Annotated in this window: 14 protein-coding genes; 8 read left to right on the top strand and 6 right to left on the bottom strand. The window is 66.5% G+C overall.

What is annotated here, in order from left to right:
- Positions 1 to 25: 25 nt before the first annotated feature.
- The 3 genes from AC07WC_RS16025 to AC07WC_RS16015 all read right to left on the bottom strand — a co-directional run bounded on the left by AC07WC_RS16025 (position 26) and on the right by AC07WC_RS16015 (position 2,327).
- Positions 26 to 535 (bottom strand): putative signal transducing protein, encoded by a 510-nt coding sequence (locus tag AC07WC_RS16025; protein WP_495210875.1) that lies wholly within the window; start codon positions 533 to 535, stop codon positions 26 to 28.
- Position 536: 1 nt separating this feature from the next.
- Positions 537 to 1,445 (bottom strand): acyl-CoA thioesterase II, encoded by a 909-nt coding sequence (gene tesB / locus AC07WC_RS16020; RefSeq protein ID WP_495210874.1) that lies wholly within the window; start codon positions 1,443 to 1,445, stop codon positions 537 to 539.
- Between the two features lie 102 nt (positions 1,446 to 1,547).
- The gene (locus AC07WC_RS16015) at positions 1,548 to 2,327 is read right to left on the bottom strand and encodes an enoyl-CoA hydratase/isomerase family protein (protein WP_495210873.1); all 780 of its coding nucleotides are present in this window, start codon (positions 2,325 to 2,327) and stop codon (positions 1,548 to 1,550) included.
- Between the two features lie 34 nt (positions 2,328 to 2,361).
- Here AC07WC_RS16015 and AC07WC_RS16010 point away from each other — a divergent pair, with 34 nt between their 5' ends.
- Positions 2,362 to 2,808 carry a copper chaperone PCu(A)C gene (locus AC07WC_RS16010; RefSeq protein ID WP_495210872.1) on the top strand — a complete coding sequence of 149 codons (447 nt, stop codon included), beginning with the start codon at positions 2,362 to 2,364 and terminating at the stop codon, positions 2,806 to 2,808.
- A gap of 76 nt (positions 2,809 to 2,884) precedes the next feature.
- Here AC07WC_RS16010 and AC07WC_RS16005 read toward each other — a convergent pair whose 3' ends face one another.
- The gene (locus tag AC07WC_RS16005) at positions 2,885 to 3,292 is read right to left on the bottom strand and encodes an acyl-CoA thioesterase (protein WP_088432134.1); all 408 of its coding nucleotides are present in this window, start codon (positions 3,290 to 3,292) and stop codon (positions 2,885 to 2,887) included.
- On the bottom strand, positions 3,289 to 6,264 hold the full coding sequence (gene uvrA / locus AC07WC_RS16000) for an excinuclease ABC subunit UvrA (protein ID WP_495210871.1): 2,976 nt from the start codon (positions 6,262 to 6,264) through the stop codon (positions 3,289 to 3,291). Before uvrA ends, AC07WC_RS16005 begins: the two co-directional genes overlap by 4 nt.
- Before the next feature lie 295 nt (positions 6,265 to 6,559).
- Between uvrA and rplU the strand changes: the two genes are divergently transcribed.
- The 3 genes from rplU (at position 6,560) to obgE (ending at position 8,400) form a co-directional block, all read left to right on the top strand.
- Positions 6,560 to 6,877 carry a 50S ribosomal protein L21 gene (gene rplU, locus AC07WC_RS15995; RefSeq protein WP_495210870.1) on the top strand — a complete coding sequence of 106 codons (318 nt, stop codon included), beginning with the start codon at positions 6,560 to 6,562 and terminating at the stop codon, positions 6,875 to 6,877.
- A 15-nt stretch (positions 6,878 to 6,892) separates the two neighbouring features.
- Entirely contained in the window at positions 6,893 to 7,153 is a 261-nt protein-coding gene (gene rpmA / locus AC07WC_RS15990) for a 50S ribosomal protein L27 (RefSeq protein ID WP_019184517.1), read from the top strand.
- 194 nt (positions 7,154 to 7,347) lie between these two features.
- Positions 7,348 to 8,400 carry a GTPase ObgE gene (gene obgE, locus AC07WC_RS15985; protein ID WP_046272194.1) on the top strand — a complete coding sequence of 351 codons (1,053 nt, stop codon included), beginning with the start codon at positions 7,348 to 7,350 and terminating at the stop codon, positions 8,398 to 8,400.
- Positions 8,401 to 8,584: 184 nt separating this feature from the next.
- On the opposite strand, the gene rpsT is transcribed toward obgE, so the two are convergent.
- On the bottom strand, positions 8,585 to 8,854 hold the full coding sequence (rpsT, locus tag AC07WC_RS15980) for a 30S ribosomal protein S20 (protein WP_019184515.1): 270 nt from the start codon (positions 8,852 to 8,854) through the stop codon (positions 8,585 to 8,587).
- Between the two features lie 116 nt (positions 8,855 to 8,970).
- Between rpsT and murJ the strand changes: the two genes are divergently transcribed.
- The 4 genes from murJ (at position 8,971) to lspA (ending at position 14,932) form a co-directional block, all read left to right on the top strand.
- Positions 8,971 to 10,575, top strand: a complete 1,605-nt coding sequence (gene murJ, locus AC07WC_RS15975) for a murein biosynthesis integral membrane protein MurJ (protein ID WP_495210919.1) — start codon at positions 8,971 to 8,973, stop codon at positions 10,573 to 10,575.
- Between the two features lie 75 nt (positions 10,576 to 10,650).
- Positions 10,651 to 11,598, top strand: a complete 948-nt coding sequence (locus tag AC07WC_RS15970) for a bifunctional riboflavin kinase/FAD synthetase (protein ID WP_495210869.1) — start codon at positions 10,651 to 10,653, stop codon at positions 11,596 to 11,598.
- Positions 11,595 to 14,426, top strand: a complete 2,832-nt coding sequence (gene ileS / locus AC07WC_RS15965) for an isoleucine--tRNA ligase (RefSeq protein ID WP_495210868.1) — start codon at positions 11,595 to 11,597, stop codon at positions 14,424 to 14,426. Before AC07WC_RS15970 ends, ileS begins: the two co-directional genes overlap by 4 nt.
- Entirely contained in the window at positions 14,426 to 14,932 is a 507-nt protein-coding gene (gene lspA / locus AC07WC_RS15960; RefSeq protein WP_495210867.1) for a signal peptidase II, read from the top strand. Before ileS ends, lspA begins: the two co-directional genes overlap by 1 nt.
- Positions 14,933 to 14,982 lie beyond the last annotated feature (50 nt).

The raw sequence follows: 14,982 nt of genomic DNA, 5'->3' as shown, positions 1-14,982 counted from the left end.
GCCGGCCAGCGGCCGGCACTACCTGTTACTCGGTGGGCTGGATCCGGACCCGCACTTCCTCTTCTTCCGGCGGCGTGGCAGCCGGCGAGGTCGGCGTCGAGGCCGGCTGGGCCACCGGGGCCGGGGCGGGCGCCACGGTCGGGGCGCTGCGGTGGCGCATGACCACCACCATCGCCACGGCGGCGATCACCAGCAGCAGGCCGATGCGGATCCGCCAGGCCCAGTTGCGCGGGGCGTCGGCCTGGGCGACCTCGTCGCGGAACGCGAACTGCGCGGTCGGATGGTCGCGGCGGGTGGTTTCCAGCAGGCGTGCGTCGCGCAGGATCTCGCGGGCGCGCGGCTGGTCGTCGGCATGCACCACCCACAGGGTTGGATGGGTGGTGGCCTTTTCCTTGTCCAGATAGCTGAACTGGCTGCCGCGCTTGCTGTGGTACGAGCGCCCGTTGGTGATGCGCACTTCGATGCCGGCGTCGCGCAACAGCTGGGCCACGCCCTCGACGGTTTCCACGCGCTGGCTGTTGAAAATCTGTCTCATGTCAGTCCTTGGCCGGTACGGCGGCGGCCGCGGCACTGTCGTCGACCACGCGGATCAGGCCTTCCTGCGCGGTGCTGGCGACCAGGAGGCCGTTGCGGGTGAAGAACTGGCCACGCGCCAGCCCGCGCGAATCCTGCGCGCTGGGGCTGTCCAGCGAGTACAGCAGCCAATCGTCGGCGCGGAACGGGCGGTGGAACCAGATCGCGTGGTCCAGCGAAGCCATCTGCACATGCGGCTGGTAGTAGCTGATGCCGTGCGGGAAGGTCGCCGTGCCGAGCAGGTGGAAATCCGAGGCGTAGGCGAGCAGCGCCTGGTGCAGCTCCGGGGCATCGCCAACGGTCTCGTTCAGGCGCAGCCAGACCTGGTGGTACGGCGGGCGCTTGGGCGGGTTGAGTTCATCGCGCGGGTAGACATGGCGGAACTCGAACGGGCCGCCGCGCGAGAGCCAGCGCTGGACCTTGATCGGCAGGCGATCCAGGACCGCCTGCGGCAGCGGCTGGTTCGGCTCAATGTCTTCCGGCTGCGGCACTTCCGGCATCTTGTGCTGGTGCTCGGCGCCGGTCTCGGCCTGCTGGAACGAGGCCGCGCAGAAGAAGATCACCTTGCCGTGCTGGATCGCGGTGACCCGGCGCACGGAGAAGCTGCCGCCATCGCGGGTGCGGTCCACGTCATAGACGATGGGGTGGTCGATGTTGCCGGCGCGCAGGAAGTAGGCGTGCAGCGAATGCACGTGGCGGCCGTTCTCGACCGTCTTCTGGGCGGCCGAAAGCGCCTGGCCCAGCACTTGGCCGCCGAAGACGTACTTGGTGCCGATGTCGCGGCTCTGGCCGCGGAACAGGTTGTCTTCCAGACGTTCGAGCGAGAGCAGGTCGATCAGCTCGGAAACGACGGGTTCGTGCGTGGCGGACAAAGGCGGCAACCTGGGTTGGACTGCCGCTGATTATACGGGGTCCGGTAGGGCCGGCCGCTGGCCGGCACTACCGGTGTCTGCGGGGGTGTCCGCGTTCGCGGGTCAGCCTTTTCCGAGCCTCGCGACCAGCCCATGCAGCGCCTGCTGGGCGTCCGGGGCGTACCAGGCCTCGACGAAGCGGTCGAGCTGGATCAGGTCGGCGTGCAGGGCCTCATGCAGGTCGGCGCGGGCAATGGTGCGGGTCAGCAGCATCGGCTGCCGCGGCAGCTTGAGCAGGCCCTGCAGCCAGGCCACGGCGCGGGCGACGACCAGATCGGCGTCGACCACCTCATCGACCAGCCCGATCTGCAAGGCACGCTCGGCCGGCACCATCTCGCCGCCGACCAGCAGGGTGGTGGCCCGGTGGTGACCGACCACGCGGCGCATCAGGCGCTGGATGCCTTCCGGCGCGACCAGCCCGACCTGCACTTCGTTCAGGCCGATCACCGTGGGATGGGCGGCGTCCGGGCTGCGCGCGATGATCCGGTAGTCGCAGCACAGGGCCAGCACGCAGCCGCCGGCCGGGGCATGCCCGGTCAGGGCAGCGACCACGGGCACCCGGCATTCGGCCAGGGTGCGCACGGCACCGAAGAAGGCCTGCCAGCTGTCCAGCAGCTTGTGCTTGTCCTCGCCGTGGCTGAGCAGGTGCGGCACGTCCATGCCGGCGCTGAAGATGCGCTCGCTGCCCGAGAGCACGATGCCGTGCACGTCATCTGCCATGGCCTGGTTGATTGCCTGGATCAGGTGCCGGCACAGCTCGGTATCCAACGCATTGACCGGGGGGCGCGCCAGCCGCAGTTCGCGGATGGGACCATGGTTGATCACCTCGATGAGCGTCGTCATGCTGCAGTCTCGTTGCGGACAGGGAACGAGGCCGATGATAACCAAACCATTCGTGTGCGTATTGTTGGGGCTGTGTGCGTTCGCAGCATCGGCGGCCGCCGCCGCCGAGCCAGCCTGCGTGTCGGTGCGCGAGGGCTGGGTACGGTTGCCGCCGGGGCCGATGCCGATGGCGGCCGGGTACGGACAGATCCGCAACGACTGTCGCGCCCCGGTGGTGGTGGTCGCTGCCGGCAGCAAGGCGTTCGGCGATGTGTCGCTGCACGAAACCACGCTGGTCGACGGCGTCAGCCGCATGCGCGCGGTGGAACGCCTGCCGATCGCGGCCGGGGCGACGGTCGAACTCAAACCCGGTGGCCTGCACCTGATGCTGATGCAGCCGGAGGTGGCCTTGAAGGAGGGCGCCGCCCTGCCGTTGCGGCTCAGTCTGGAAGATGGGCGCAAGGTGGATGGCATGCTGCAGGTTCGCACCGCGGTGAAGTAGCGGTGCGCGTGTTCGCCCACCCGAAAAAAAGGCCGCCCCGTGGGCGGCCTTTTCGTTCCATCGGTTCTGCAGTCGCTCAGCTCGATGCCGTGCGGATCGCCTCGGGCAACGGCGCGCTCTTGCCGGTCTGCGTATCCATCCAGACCACCACCACGTTGCCATCCGAATACAGCGTGCTGTCGTTCTTCTCGTCCACGATGCGGTGGCCGATGGTCACGCTGCTGTTGCCGAGACGCTCGACGAACAGCTCCACCACGATGTCGTTGGGCCACACGATCGGCAGGCGGTAGTTGACGTTGGTCGCCGCCACCACCGGTGCGATGCGGTCGGTCATCGAAACGCCCTCCACCCCCAGCATCCAGCGCACGCGCGCCTCTTCCAGGTAGGAGATGTACTTGGCGTTGTTGACGTGGCCCATGCTGTCCATGTCGCGCCAGCGGACACTGATCGGCACGCGGGCGAGGATCTTGTGCTCGTTGCTCATGCGGTCTTCTTCTTGCTCTTGCTGGGGGCTTTGGTCGCGGCGGTCTTGCGCACCGCCTTTTTCGGTTCCGGCTTGGCCTTGCGCGGCGGGCGGGCGTCGGGCTTGTTGGCCACGGCCGCCGGCTGTTCCGGGCGCGCGCTGGTGGAGGGCAGCATCTTGGCCAGGAACTGGCCGGTGTACGAGGTCGGGCAGGCCGCCACGTCTTCCGGCGTACCGGTGACCAGGATGGTGCCACCGCGGTGGCCACCTTCCGGACCCAGATCGACGATCCAGTCGGCGGTCTTGATCACGTCCAGGTTGTGCTCGATCACCACCACCGTGTTGCCTTCGTCGCGCAGCTTGTGCAGCACGCCGAGCAGCGCCTCGATGTCGTGGAAGTGCAGGCCGGTGGTCGGCTCATCCAGGATGTACAGCGTGCGTCCGGTATCGCGGCGCGACAGTTCCTTGGAGAGCTTCACGCGCTGCGCTTCACCGCCGGACAGGGTCGTCGCGCTCTGGCCCAGCTTGATGTAGCTCAGGCCCACATCGACCAGGGTTTCCAGTTTGCGCGCGATGCTCGGCACCGGTTCGAACAGCTTCAGCGCATCTTCGACGGTCATCTGCAGCACGTCGTTGATGTTGTAGCCCTTGTAGAGGATCTCCAGCGTCTCGCGGTTGTAGCGTTTGCCGTGGCAGACATCGCAGGGCACGTACACGTCCGGCAGGAAGTGCATTTCCACCTTGATCAGGCCGTCGCCCTGGCACGCTTCGCAGCGGCCGCCGCGCACGTTGAAGCTGAAGCGCCCCGGCGAATAGCCGCGCGCACGCGCTTCGGGCACCTGCGCGTACAGCTCGCGCAGCGGCGTGAACAGGCCGGTGTAGGTGGCCGGGTTCGAGCGCGGGGTGCGGCCGATCGGCGACTGGTCGATGTCCACCACCTTGTCGAACAGATCCAGCCCGTCCACTTCCTTGTAGGGAGCGATCGGGTGCGAGGAGCCGTTGATCTCGTTGGCGGCCAGCGAGAACAGGGTGTCGTTGATCAGGGTCGACTTGCCCGAGCCGGACACGCCGGTGATGCAGGTCAACAGGCCCGACGGAATGTCCAGGTCCACGCCCTTGAGATTGTTGCCGCTGGCACCGCGCAGGTGCAGCGTCATCTTCGGGTTCGGCTTGTGCCGGCGGGCCGGGATCTCGATGGCGCGCTTGCCCGACAGGTACTGGCCGGTCAGCGAACGCGGTGCATCCAGGATGTCCTGCAGGGTGCCCTGGCCGACGATCTCGCCGCCATGCACGCCCGCGCCCGGACCGATGTCCAGCACGTAGTCGGCCAGGCGGATCGCGTCTTCGTCATGCTCGACCACGATCACCGTGTTGCCGAGGTCGCGCAGGCGGGTCAGGGTGCCGAGCAGGCGCTCGTTGTCGCGCTGGTGCAGGCCGATGGACGGCTCATCCAGCACGTACATCACGCCGACCAGGCCGGCACCGATCTGTGAGGCCAGCCGGATGCGCTGGGCTTCGCCACCGGAAAGGGTATCGGCCTTGCGTTCCAGGGTCAGGTAATCCAGGCCGACATCGACCAGGAAGCCGAGGCGTTCGCCGATCTCCTTGACGATCTTGCCGGCGATCTCGCCGCGCCAGCCGGGCAGGGTCATGCCGCTGAAGAATTTCAGTGCTTCATCGATCGGCAGCACCACCAGTTCCGGCAGCGCACGGTCGGCCACGAACACATTGCGCGCGGCCTTGTTCAGGCGCTGGCCGTTGCACTCCGGGCAGTTGCGCTCGCTGATGTACTTGGCCAGCTCTTCGCGCACCGCGGCCGATTCGGTCTCTTTGTAGCGGCGTTCGAGGTTGGGAATGATGCCCTCGAAACGATGCTTGCGCTGGGTGCGGCCACCGGCTTCGGTGAAGTAGGTGAAGGTGATCGTCTCATCGCCGCTGCCGTACAGCACCGCCTGGCGCACATCCTCGGGCAGGCTCTGCCAGGGAGCGTCGGTGTCGAACTTGTAGTGCTTGGCCAGCGAGGCGATCAGCTGGAAGTAGTACGCGTTGCGGCGGTCCCAGCCGCGCACGGCACCGGCCGAGAGCGACAGCTCCGGGTGCACCACCACGCGCGAGGGATCGAAGAATTCGGCCATGCCCAGGCCATCACAGCCGGGGCAGGCGCCGACCGGCGAGTTGAACGAAAACAGGCGCGGTTCCAGCTCGGGCAGCGAGTAATCGCAGACCGGGCAGCTGTACTTGGAGGAGAACAGATGCGCGGGCGCATCCTCCACATCCAGCGACTGCACCGAGACCATGCCGTCGCCCAGCTTCAGCGCGGTTTCAAAGCTCTCGGCCAGGCGCTGCTTGATGTCCTCGCGCGGGCGGAAGCGATCGATCACCGCTTCGATGGTGTGCTTCTGGCGCAGCGCCAGCGGCGGCACCGCGTCGATTTCATGCAGCTGGCCGTCCACGCGCACGCGCACATAGCCCTGCGCGCGCAGCTGGTCGAAGACCTGGGCGTGTTCGCCCTTGCGCTCGCGGATCACCGGGGCCAGCAGCATGTAGCGCTGTTCGGCATCCAGGGTGAGCACGTGGTCGACCATCTGGCTGACCGTCTGCGCTTCCAGCGGGTAGCCGTGGTCCGGGCAGCGGGGGCTGCCGACACGGGCGTACAGCAGGCGCAGGTAGTCGTAGATCTCGGTGATCGTGCCGACGGTCGAGCGCGGGTTGTGCGAGGTCGACTTCTGCTCGATCGAGATCGCCGGGGACAGGCCCTCGATGTGGTCCAGGTCCGGCTTTTCCATCACGCTGAGGAACTGCCGGGCATAGGCCGACAGCGACTCCACGTAACGACGCTGGCCTTCCGCGTAGATGGTGTCGAACGCCAACGAGGACTTGCCCGAGCCGGACAGGCCGGTGATGACAATCAGCTTGTCGCGGGGCAGGTCGAGATCGATGTTCTTGAGATTGTGCGTCCGCGCGCCGCGGATGCGGATGAAATCCATCGCCATGGGGGATCCGTTGTGGGGCTTCGGCTCAGGGAGCCGGCAAGCGGGTGGGGCAATCGGAAACGGCAATCGGTCAGCCTACCGAGCTTGGGATTTGGGGGCAATCACGGACTTTGCCACCCCTGGGTCTCACGCCCTGAGACCCTCCCGGCCGGTTTCCTGAACCGTATTCAGCCAAATCCGGGCCCGAGCAGGGGGTGGGTTGACCCGAAGTGGTTGAAGTCATTAAAATTCCGCTTCTGTCCGCCCTCGATGGCGGCAGTCCATAGACCACAATAACTACAGAGGAAGTCTGGTCATGTACGCAGTACTGGTAACCGGCGGTAAGCAATACCGCGTGGCGCAGGGCGAAACGCTCCGCGTTGAAAAGCTCGAAATCGAAGTCGGCAACGAGATCAAGTTCGACAACATCCTGATGCTGGGCAACAGCGATGGCATCAAGCTGGGCGACGCGCTGAGCGGCGCTTCGGTCACCGCCAAGGTCGTGTCCCAGGGTCGTGCCGACAAGGTCCGGATCATCAAGTTCCGTCGCCGCAAGCACCACATGAAGCGCCAGGGTCACCGTCAGTACTACACCGAAATCGAGATCACCGGCATTGCCGGTGGCAGCAAGTAATAAGGAGAAGCAGTCATGGCACATAAGAAGGGCGTAGGCTCATCGCGCAACGGTCGCGACTCCAACCCGAAGTACCTCGGCGTCAAGATCTTCGGTGGCCAGGCCATCGATGCCGGCAACATCATCGTGCGTCAGCGCGGCACCCAGTTCCACCCGGGTACCGGGGTTGGCCTCGGCCGTGACCACACCCTGTTCGCGCTCGTCGACGGCAAGGTGGAGTTCTCGGTCAAGGGCCCGAAGAAGCGTCGTACCGTCAGCGTCGTCGCCGAAGCCTGATCTTCAGCGGTACGCAGGCGCCCACGCCACGGCGTGGGGTCGCTGACGAAAGCCCCGCTTCGGCGGGGTTTTTCGTTGGTATCGAACATCGGGCGGGACATTTCCCGCCGCCGGCCCTGGATCGTACCGGGGCCGTTAGACTCTGCGGTGGGGTGCACCTCGCGCCCGCCGCCTCCAGATTGGCATCCAGAATCATGAAACTTGTAGACGAAGCAGAAATCCAGGTGATCGCCGGCAATGGCGGCAACGGCTGCATCGGTTTCCGTCGCGAGAAGTTCATTCCGCTGGGCGGGCCGGACGGTGGCGACGGCGGTAATGGCGGCAGCGTGTGGATCCGCGCCGACGAGAACCTCAATACCCTGGTCGACTTCCGCCATGACCGCATCTTCAAGGCGCAGCGCGGCGAGAACGGCATGGGCCGCCAGGCCTATGGCAAGGGCGGCGAAGACCTGGTCATTACCGTCCCGGTCGGCACTGTGATCATGAACGTCAGCACCGATGAGGTGATCGGCGACCTGACCGGTCACGGCGACCGCCTGCTGGTCGCCAAGGGCGGCCGTGGTGGCCTGGGCAACATGCACTTCAAGAGCTCCACCAACCGCTCCCCGCGCCAGGCGCTGCCGGGCGAAGAGGGTGAAGAGCGCCTGCTCAAGCTCGAGCTGAAGCTGCTGGCCGACGTGGGCCTGCTGGGCTTCCCGAACGCCGGCAAGAGCACGCTGATCCGCGCGGTCTCCGCCGCGACCCCGAAGGTCGCCGATTACCCGTTCACCACGCTGTACCCCAACCTGGGCGTCGTTCGCGTGGAGAACTACCGCAGCTTCGTGATCGCCGATATTCCCGGCCTGATCGAGGGTGCGGCCGACGGTGCGGGCCTGGGCGCGCAGTTCCTGCGCCACCTGCAGCGCACCCGCCTGCTGCTGCACCTCGTGGACATCTCGCCGATGGAGGGTGGCGTGGAAGGCGTCTCGCCGATCGAGCAGGTCCGGGCGATCGAGCGCGAGCTGGAAAAGCACGACCCGGAGCTGCTGAACAAGCCGCGCTGGCTGGTGCTGAACAAGGCCGACCTGATGTTCGAGGACGAGGCCAAGGCCGCCGCCGAGAAGATCATCGCCGAGCTGGGCTGGACCCAGCCGTGGTACCTGGTCTCGGCGCTGGGCCGTGAGGGCACCTGGCCGATCATGAACAACATCATGGCCTTCTTCGATCGCCAGAAGGAAGACGAGGCGCAAGCGCGCGATGCGTACTGAGCGCACCCGCGCGCCCTTGAGAAACCCGGCTCCGGCCGGGTTTTTCTGTGGTGCCGCCGTCGCCGCCAGCCGGGCTGGACGTCGCGGATCGCAGGCAACAAAAAACCCGGCCGGGGCCGGGCTTTTCTCTGCGGCTGGATCGAAGCCACGCGTGGCGTGGCTTCGATCCAGCCGCAGCGCCGTATCAGGCGGCCTTGATGGCCTTGATGCGCGCGGTCAGGCGGCTCTTGTGGCGAGCAGCCTTGTTCTTGTGGATCAGACCACGCGAGCTGAAACGGTCGAGGATCGGCTGGGCAACAGCGAAGGCTGCCTCGGCGCCGGCGGCGTCATTGGCATCCAGAGCCTTGATCACCTTCTTGACAGCGGTGCGCAGCATCGAACGCTGAGCCGTATTGCGCGCGTTGCGCACGACGGTCTGCTTGGCGCGCTTCTTGGCGGACTTGATATTGGCCACAGTGGTGGTTTCCTGAAAAATCGGTGTAATGGGAACAGCAAGCTGGAAAGTATGATGGCTCGAAAAATGTACGTCAAGTCAATTGTCAAGAGGGAACACGGGTGAGTTCACCAAGGATGTTGCGGGGCCTGCTGTCTTTCAGCAGCATGACCATGATTTCGCGGGTGCTGGGGCTGGTTCGCGACCTGGTCATCACCACCACGTTCGGCACCAATGCGGTGACGGACGCCTTCTGGGTCGCCTTCCGGGTGCCCAATTTCCTGCGCCGCCTGTTCGCCGAGGGCTCGTTCGCCACCGCGTTCGTTCCGGTGTTCACGGAAGTGAAGGAAACCCGCTCGCATGCCGAGCTGCGCGAGCTGATGTCGCGGGTGGCCGGCACCCTGGGCGGGGTGTTGCTGCTGGTCACCGCACTGGCGCTGATCTTCGCGCCCCAACTGGCGACCCTGTTCTCCAGCGGGGTGGATACCGACCCGGCCAAGCATGGCCTGCTGGTGGACCTGTTCCGGCTGACCTTCCCGTTCCTGCTGTTCGTCTCGCTGACCGCCCTCGCCGGCGGAGCACTCAACAGCTTCCAGAAGTTCGCGATGCCGGCGCTGACCCCGGTGATCCTCAACCTGTGCATGATCGCCGGTGCGCTGTGGCTGGCCCCGCGGCTGGGCGGCACGCCGGAGAAGCAGATCCTGGCCCTGGGCTGGGCGGTGCTGGCGGCCGGCCTGCTGCAGTTGCTGTTCCAGCTGCCCTCGCTGAAGGGGATCAACCTGCTGACCCTGCCGCGCTGGGGCTGGCGGCATCCGGGCGTGCGCAAGGTGCTGACCCTGATGGTGCCGACCCTGTTCGGCTCCTCGATCGCGCAGATCAACCTGCTGCTGGACACCGTGATTGCCGCCAAGCTGACCGATGGCTCGCAGTCCTGGCTGTCGCTGGCCGATCGTTTCCTGGAGCTGCCGCTGGGCGTGTTCGGGGTGGCGCTGGGCACGGTGATCCTGCCGGCGCTGGCCCGCCACCATGTCAGTACCGACAAGGCCGGCTTCTCCAGCGCGCTGGACTGGGGCCTGCGCACGACCCTGCTGATCGCCATTCCGGCCATGCTGGGCCTGCTGCTGCTGGCTGAGCCGCTGATCGCCACGGTGTTCCAGTACGGGCGCTTCACTGCGTTCGATACCCGCATGACCGCGCTGTCGGTGTACGGCCTGAGCTTCGCGCTGCCGGCATTCGCGCTGCTCAAGGTGGTGCTGCCGGCCTTCTATGCCCGCCAGGACACCCGTACCCCGGTTCGTGCCGGCGTGGCCGCGCTGGTGGCCAACATGGTGTTCAACGTCATCCTGCTGGCCGTGCTGTACCACGTGATGGTGCCCGACGCGCTGAAGGCGCAGGGCGTGTGGGTCGCGCTGGGCAAGCAGCCGGGCCTGCACCTGGCGCTGGGTATCGCGAGCGCGCTGTCCAGTTACCTGAACCTGGGCCTGCTCTGGTACTGGCTGGGCAAGACCGATGTCTACCAGCCCAAGCCGGGCTGGGGCGGCTATGTCACCAAGCTGGGGCTGGCCTGTGTGGCCATGGTGGCGGTGCTGCTGGCCCTGCGTTACGGGATGGCGGACTTCACCGGCATGGACAAATGGCACCGGATCGGCAATCTCGCGCTGCTGGTCGGCAGCGGTGGTCTGGCCTATCTGGTGGCCCTGATCGCGATGGGCTTCCGCCCACGCCATCTGCGGGAGCATTGATCCGGGGGCAGCCCGGCTATACTTCATGGCTATCTCTTGCAAAGCATCGGCCCTGGTGGGCCGCATTCCACGTAGATGAGCAGGCTGTTTAGAAGCGTCGAAGGCGGGCAACTGTTCCCGCACGGAAGCGTGGTCTGCATCGGCGCATTCGACGGCCTGCACCTGGGTCATCGTGCGTTGGTGCGCCACGCCGTTTCGCGCGCGCGCGCGCTGGGCGTGGCCGCCGTGGCAGTGGCCTTCGAGCCGCTGCCGCGCGAGTACTTCGCCCAGGGCGAGCCGCCGCCGCGGTTGACCCTGGCCCGCGACAAGGTCGCGATGTTGCGTGAGGTCGGCGTGGATGCGGTCGGCCTGCTGCGCTTCGATGCGCGCATGGCCGCGATGCAGGCCGAGGAGTTCGTCGAACAGTTGCTGGTGCACCGGCTGAGCGCGCGTGAAGTGTGGATCGGCCCGGAGTTCTGCTTCGGCAACCGGCGCAAGGGTGACCTGTCCCTGCTGCAGGCGATGGGCCGCGAGCGTGGTTTCAGTGCCGGTGAGATCGAGCCGGTCGACCTGCACGGTGAGCGCATCTCCAGCACCCGCATCCGCCAGCTGCTGCGCGCCGGCGATTTCAGTCATGCCGGCGATCTGCTGGGCAGGCCGTATACGATTGGGGGCAGGGTAGTGCGCGGCCGCCAGTTGGGCCGTACGCTGGGGTTCCCGACCGCCAACCTGCGCTTCCCGAAGACGCCGGCGCTGTCGGGGATCTATGCGACCTGGGTGCACGGCGTGTTCGACCAGCCGTGGCCGTCGGTCTCCAGCTTCGGTACGCGCCCCACCGTGGACGGCGTGGAGCCGCTGCTGGAAGCGCACCTGTTTGATTTCCAGGGCGACCTGTACGGCCGCCACATCGATGTCGAATTCGTCGCCAAGCTGCGCGACGAAGAAAAGTTCCACGATCTGGCTGCGTTGACCGACCAGATGCACCGTGACGCCGAACAGGCCCGTCACATCCTTTCCGAACACAGATTGCGAGCCACTGCGTGAGCCAGGACTACAAAGCCACCCTTCATCTGCCGGCAACCGAATTCCCGATGCGCGGCGACCTGCCCAAGCGCGAGCCGGGCATTCTGTCGCGCTGGGAGGACGAGGGCCTTTACGCCCGCCTGCGCGACAACGCGCAGGGCCGCCCGCTGTTCGTGCTGCACGACGGCCCGCCCTACGCCAACGGCCAGATCCACCTGGGCCACGCGGTCAACAAGATCCTCAAGGACATCATCGTCAAGTCGCGCTACCTGGCCGGCTTCGATGCGCCCTATGTGCCGGGCTGGGATTGCCATGGCCTGCCGATCGAGATCGCGGTCGAGAAGAAGTGGGGCAAGGTCGGTACCAAGCTCGACGCCGTTGCGTTCCGCCAGAAGTGCCGTGAATTCGCCGAAGAGCAGATCGAGCTGCAGCGCCGCGACTTCAAGCGCCTGGGCGTGATCGGTGATTGGGACAACCCGTACAAGACGCTGAGCTTCGATTTCGAAGCCAACGAGATCCGCGCGCTGTCCAAGGTGTTCGCCAACGGTCACATCGTGCGCGGCGCCAAGCCGGTGCACTGGTGCTTCGACTGTGGTTCGGCGCTGGCCGAGGCGGAAATCGAATACCAGGACAAGACCTCGCCGGCGATCGACGTGGCCTACGCCTCGCGTGACTCGCAGCAGCTGGCCGCGCGCTTCGGGGTGACGCTGCCGGCCGATGTCGAGGTCGCGGTGCCGATCTGGACCACCACGCCATGGACGCTGCCGGCCTCGCTGGCGGTGTCGCTGGGTGCGGAAATCGACTACGTGCTGGCCGAAGGTCCGGCCCACAACGGCAAGCGCCGTTGGCTGGTGCTGGCGGCCGCGCTGGCCGAGCGTTCGCTGCAGCGTTACGGCGTGGACGGCCTGGTCGTGCACGGTCGTGCCACCGGCGCCGCGCTGCAGAACCTGCTGCTGGCCCACCCGTTCTATCCGCAGCGTGACATCCCGCTGCTCAACGGTGAGCACGTTTCCGATGAAGACGGTACCGGTGCGGTGCATACCGCGCCGGGCCACGGCCAGGAAGACTTCGTGGTCAGCCAGCAGTACGGGCTGATGGAGAAGTACAACGCCGGCCAGATCAACCCGGTCGATGGCCGCGGCGTGTACCTGTCCTCGACCCCGCCGGCCGGCGATGTCGAGCTGGCCGGCGTGCACCTGTGGAAGGCGCAGCCGCTGATCGTCGAGGTGCTGCGCGCCTCCGGTGCGCTGCTGGCCGCTGTCGAGATCGTGCACAGCTATCCGCATTGCTGGCGCCACAAGACGCCGGTGGTGTTCCGCGCCACCCCGCAGTGGTTCATCTCGATGGACAAGGCCAACCTGCGCCGCGACGCGATGGCTGCGATCGACAACGTCGGCTGGTTCCCGAGCTGGGGCAAGGCACGCATCGGCGCGATGGTCGATGGCCGCCCGGACTGGTGCATCAGCCGCCAGCGCACCTGGGGCGTGCCGATCGCGCTGTTCACCCACCGCGAAACCGGTGAGCCGCATCCGCGCACCGTCGAATTGATGCAGCAGGTCGCCGACCGCGTGCAGGCCGAAGGCATCGACGTGTGGTACTCGCTGGACAGCGCCGAGCTGCTCGGCGATGAAGCGCCGCAGTACGAGAAGGTCACCGACATCCTCGATGTCTGGTTCGACTCGGGCGTGACCCATGAAGGCGTGCTGCTGGCACGTGGCTTCGGCAAGCCGGCCGATCTGTACCTGGAAGGCTCGGACCAGCACCGCGGCTGGTTCCAGTCCTCGCTGCTGACCGGCGTGGCGATCGACAAGCAGGCCCCGTACAAGCAGTGCCTCACCCACGGCTTCACCGTGGATGAGAAGGGCCGCAAGATGTCCAAGTCGCTGGGCAACGGCATCGAGCCGCAGGACATCATGAAGACCCTGGGCGCGGACATCCTGCGCCTGTGGATCGCCTCGGCCGACTACAGCAATGAAATGTCGCTGTCGCAGGAAATCCTCAAGCGCAACGCGGATGCCTACCGGCGCCTGCGCAACACCGCGCGCTTCCTGCTCGGCAACCTGGACGGCTTCGATCCGGCCAAGCACCTGGTGGCGCCGGCCGACATGGTCGCGCTGGACCGCTGGATCGTGCATCGCGCCTTCGAGGTGCAGGAGAAGATCAAGTCGGCGTACACCGGCTACAACATGGCCGAGATCGTGCAGCTGCTGCTGAACTTCTGCAGTGTCGATCTGGGCTCGGTGTACTTGGATGTCACCAAGGACCGCCTGTACACCATGCCGGTGGACTCGCGCGGCCGCCGCTCGGCACAGACCGCGATGTACCACATCGCCGAAGCGTTCACGCGCTGGATCGCGCCGATCCTGAGCTTCACCGCCGATGAGCTGTGGGGGTACCTGCCGGGCGAGCGCAAGCAGAACGTGCTGTTCGCCACCTGGTACGACGGCCTGGCGCCGCTGCCTGCCGACGCGCCGCTCAACGCGGCCGATTTCGAGCAGCTGCTGGCCCTGCGCGAGCAGGTCGCCAAGGTGCTTGAGCCGATGCGCGCCAATGGTGCGATCGGTGCGGCGCTGGAGGCGGAGATCACCGTCGCGGCCAACGAAGAAACCGCCGCGCGCTGGCAGCCGCTGGCCGAGGAGCTGCGCTTCCTGCTGATCAGCGGTGACGTCCAGGTCCGCCCGGCGACCACCGATGAGGTGTTCGTCAGCGCCCAGCCGACCGCAAAGCAGAAGTGCGTGCGCTGCTGGCATTACCGCGCCGATGTCGGCTCGGTGGCGGCGCATCCGGAACTGTGCGGTCGCTGCGTGACCAACATCGACGGTGCCGGCGAAGACCGGCGGTGGTTCTGATGGCCGCCGCCCGTCCGCGTCCGAACGCGCTGATCTGGCTGCTGCTGTCGGCGGTGATCATCATCGCCGATCAATGGAGCAAGGCCTGGGTGCTGTCCAGCCTGCCCGAGTACGAGCCGGTGGTGGTCATCGAGGGCTTCTGGAACTGGTTCCGTACCTATAACACCGGTGCGGCATTCAGCTTCCTGAGCGATGCCGGTGGCTGGCAGCTGTGGTTCTTCACCGCACTGGCGGTGGGCATCAGCGGCCTGATGGCCTACTGGATGTGGGGCACCGCGCGCGCTGCCTGGCGCAGCGCCGTGCCTTACGCGCTGGTGATCGGCGGGGCGATCGGCAACGTGATCGACCGCCTCATGCACGGTCATGTGGTCGACTTCATCCAGTGGCATGTCGGGGACCATTACTGGCCCTCGTTCAACATCGCCGACTCGGCGATCGTGCTCGGCGCGGTGGGTATCGCCCTGTTCGGCCTGTTCGACGGCAAGGCTGCCAAAAAAGCGGGATAATTCCCTCCTGTATCCGTAACAACCCGGCTCACGCCGGCCGGAGTATCTGA

This window comes from Stenotrophomonas sp. GW821-FHT01H02A (assembly GCF_059422145.1).
This window is presented reverse-complemented; position numbering and strand designations above follow the sequence as displayed.

What these genes read in the sequence shown, in the direction of transcription:
- murJ (WP_495210919.1), top strand. Translation starts at nt 8,971, where the DNA reads ATGTTGCGGGGCCTGCTGTCTTTCAGCAGCATGACCATGATTTCGCGG.
- AC07WC_RS16015 (WP_495210873.1), bottom strand. Translation starts at nt 2,327, where the DNA reads ATGACGACGCTCATCGAGGTGATCAACCATGGTCCCATCCGCGAACTG.
- lspA (WP_495210867.1), top strand. Translation starts at nt 14,426, where the DNA reads ATGGCCGCCGCCCGTCCGCGTCCGAACGCGCTGATCTGGCTGCTGCTG.
- AC07WC_RS16025 (WP_495210875.1), bottom strand. Translation starts at nt 535, where the DNA reads ATGAGACAGATTTTCAACAGCCAGCGCGTGGAAACCGTCGAGGGCGTG.
- obgE (WP_046272194.1), top strand. Translation starts at nt 7,348, where the DNA reads ATGAAACTTGTAGACGAAGCAGAAATCCAGGTGATCGCCGGCAATGGC.
- rplU (WP_495210870.1), top strand. Translation starts at nt 6,560, where the DNA reads ATGTACGCAGTACTGGTAACCGGCGGTAAGCAATACCGCGTGGCGCAG.
- rpmA (WP_019184517.1), top strand. Translation starts at nt 6,893, where the DNA reads ATGGCACATAAGAAGGGCGTAGGCTCATCGCGCAACGGTCGCGACTCC.
- AC07WC_RS16005 (WP_088432134.1), bottom strand. Translation starts at nt 3,292, where the DNA reads ATGAGCAACGAGCACAAGATCCTCGCCCGCGTGCCGATCAGTGTCCGC.
- uvrA (WP_495210871.1), bottom strand. Translation starts at nt 6,264, where the DNA reads ATGGCGATGGATTTCATCCGCATCCGCGGCGCGCGGACGCACAATCTC.
- AC07WC_RS16010 (WP_495210872.1), top strand. Translation starts at nt 2,362, where the DNA reads ATGATAACCAAACCATTCGTGTGCGTATTGTTGGGGCTGTGTGCGTTC.
- AC07WC_RS15970 (WP_495210869.1), top strand. Translation starts at nt 10,651, where the DNA reads ATGAGCAGGCTGTTTAGAAGCGTCGAAGGCGGGCAACTGTTCCCGCAC.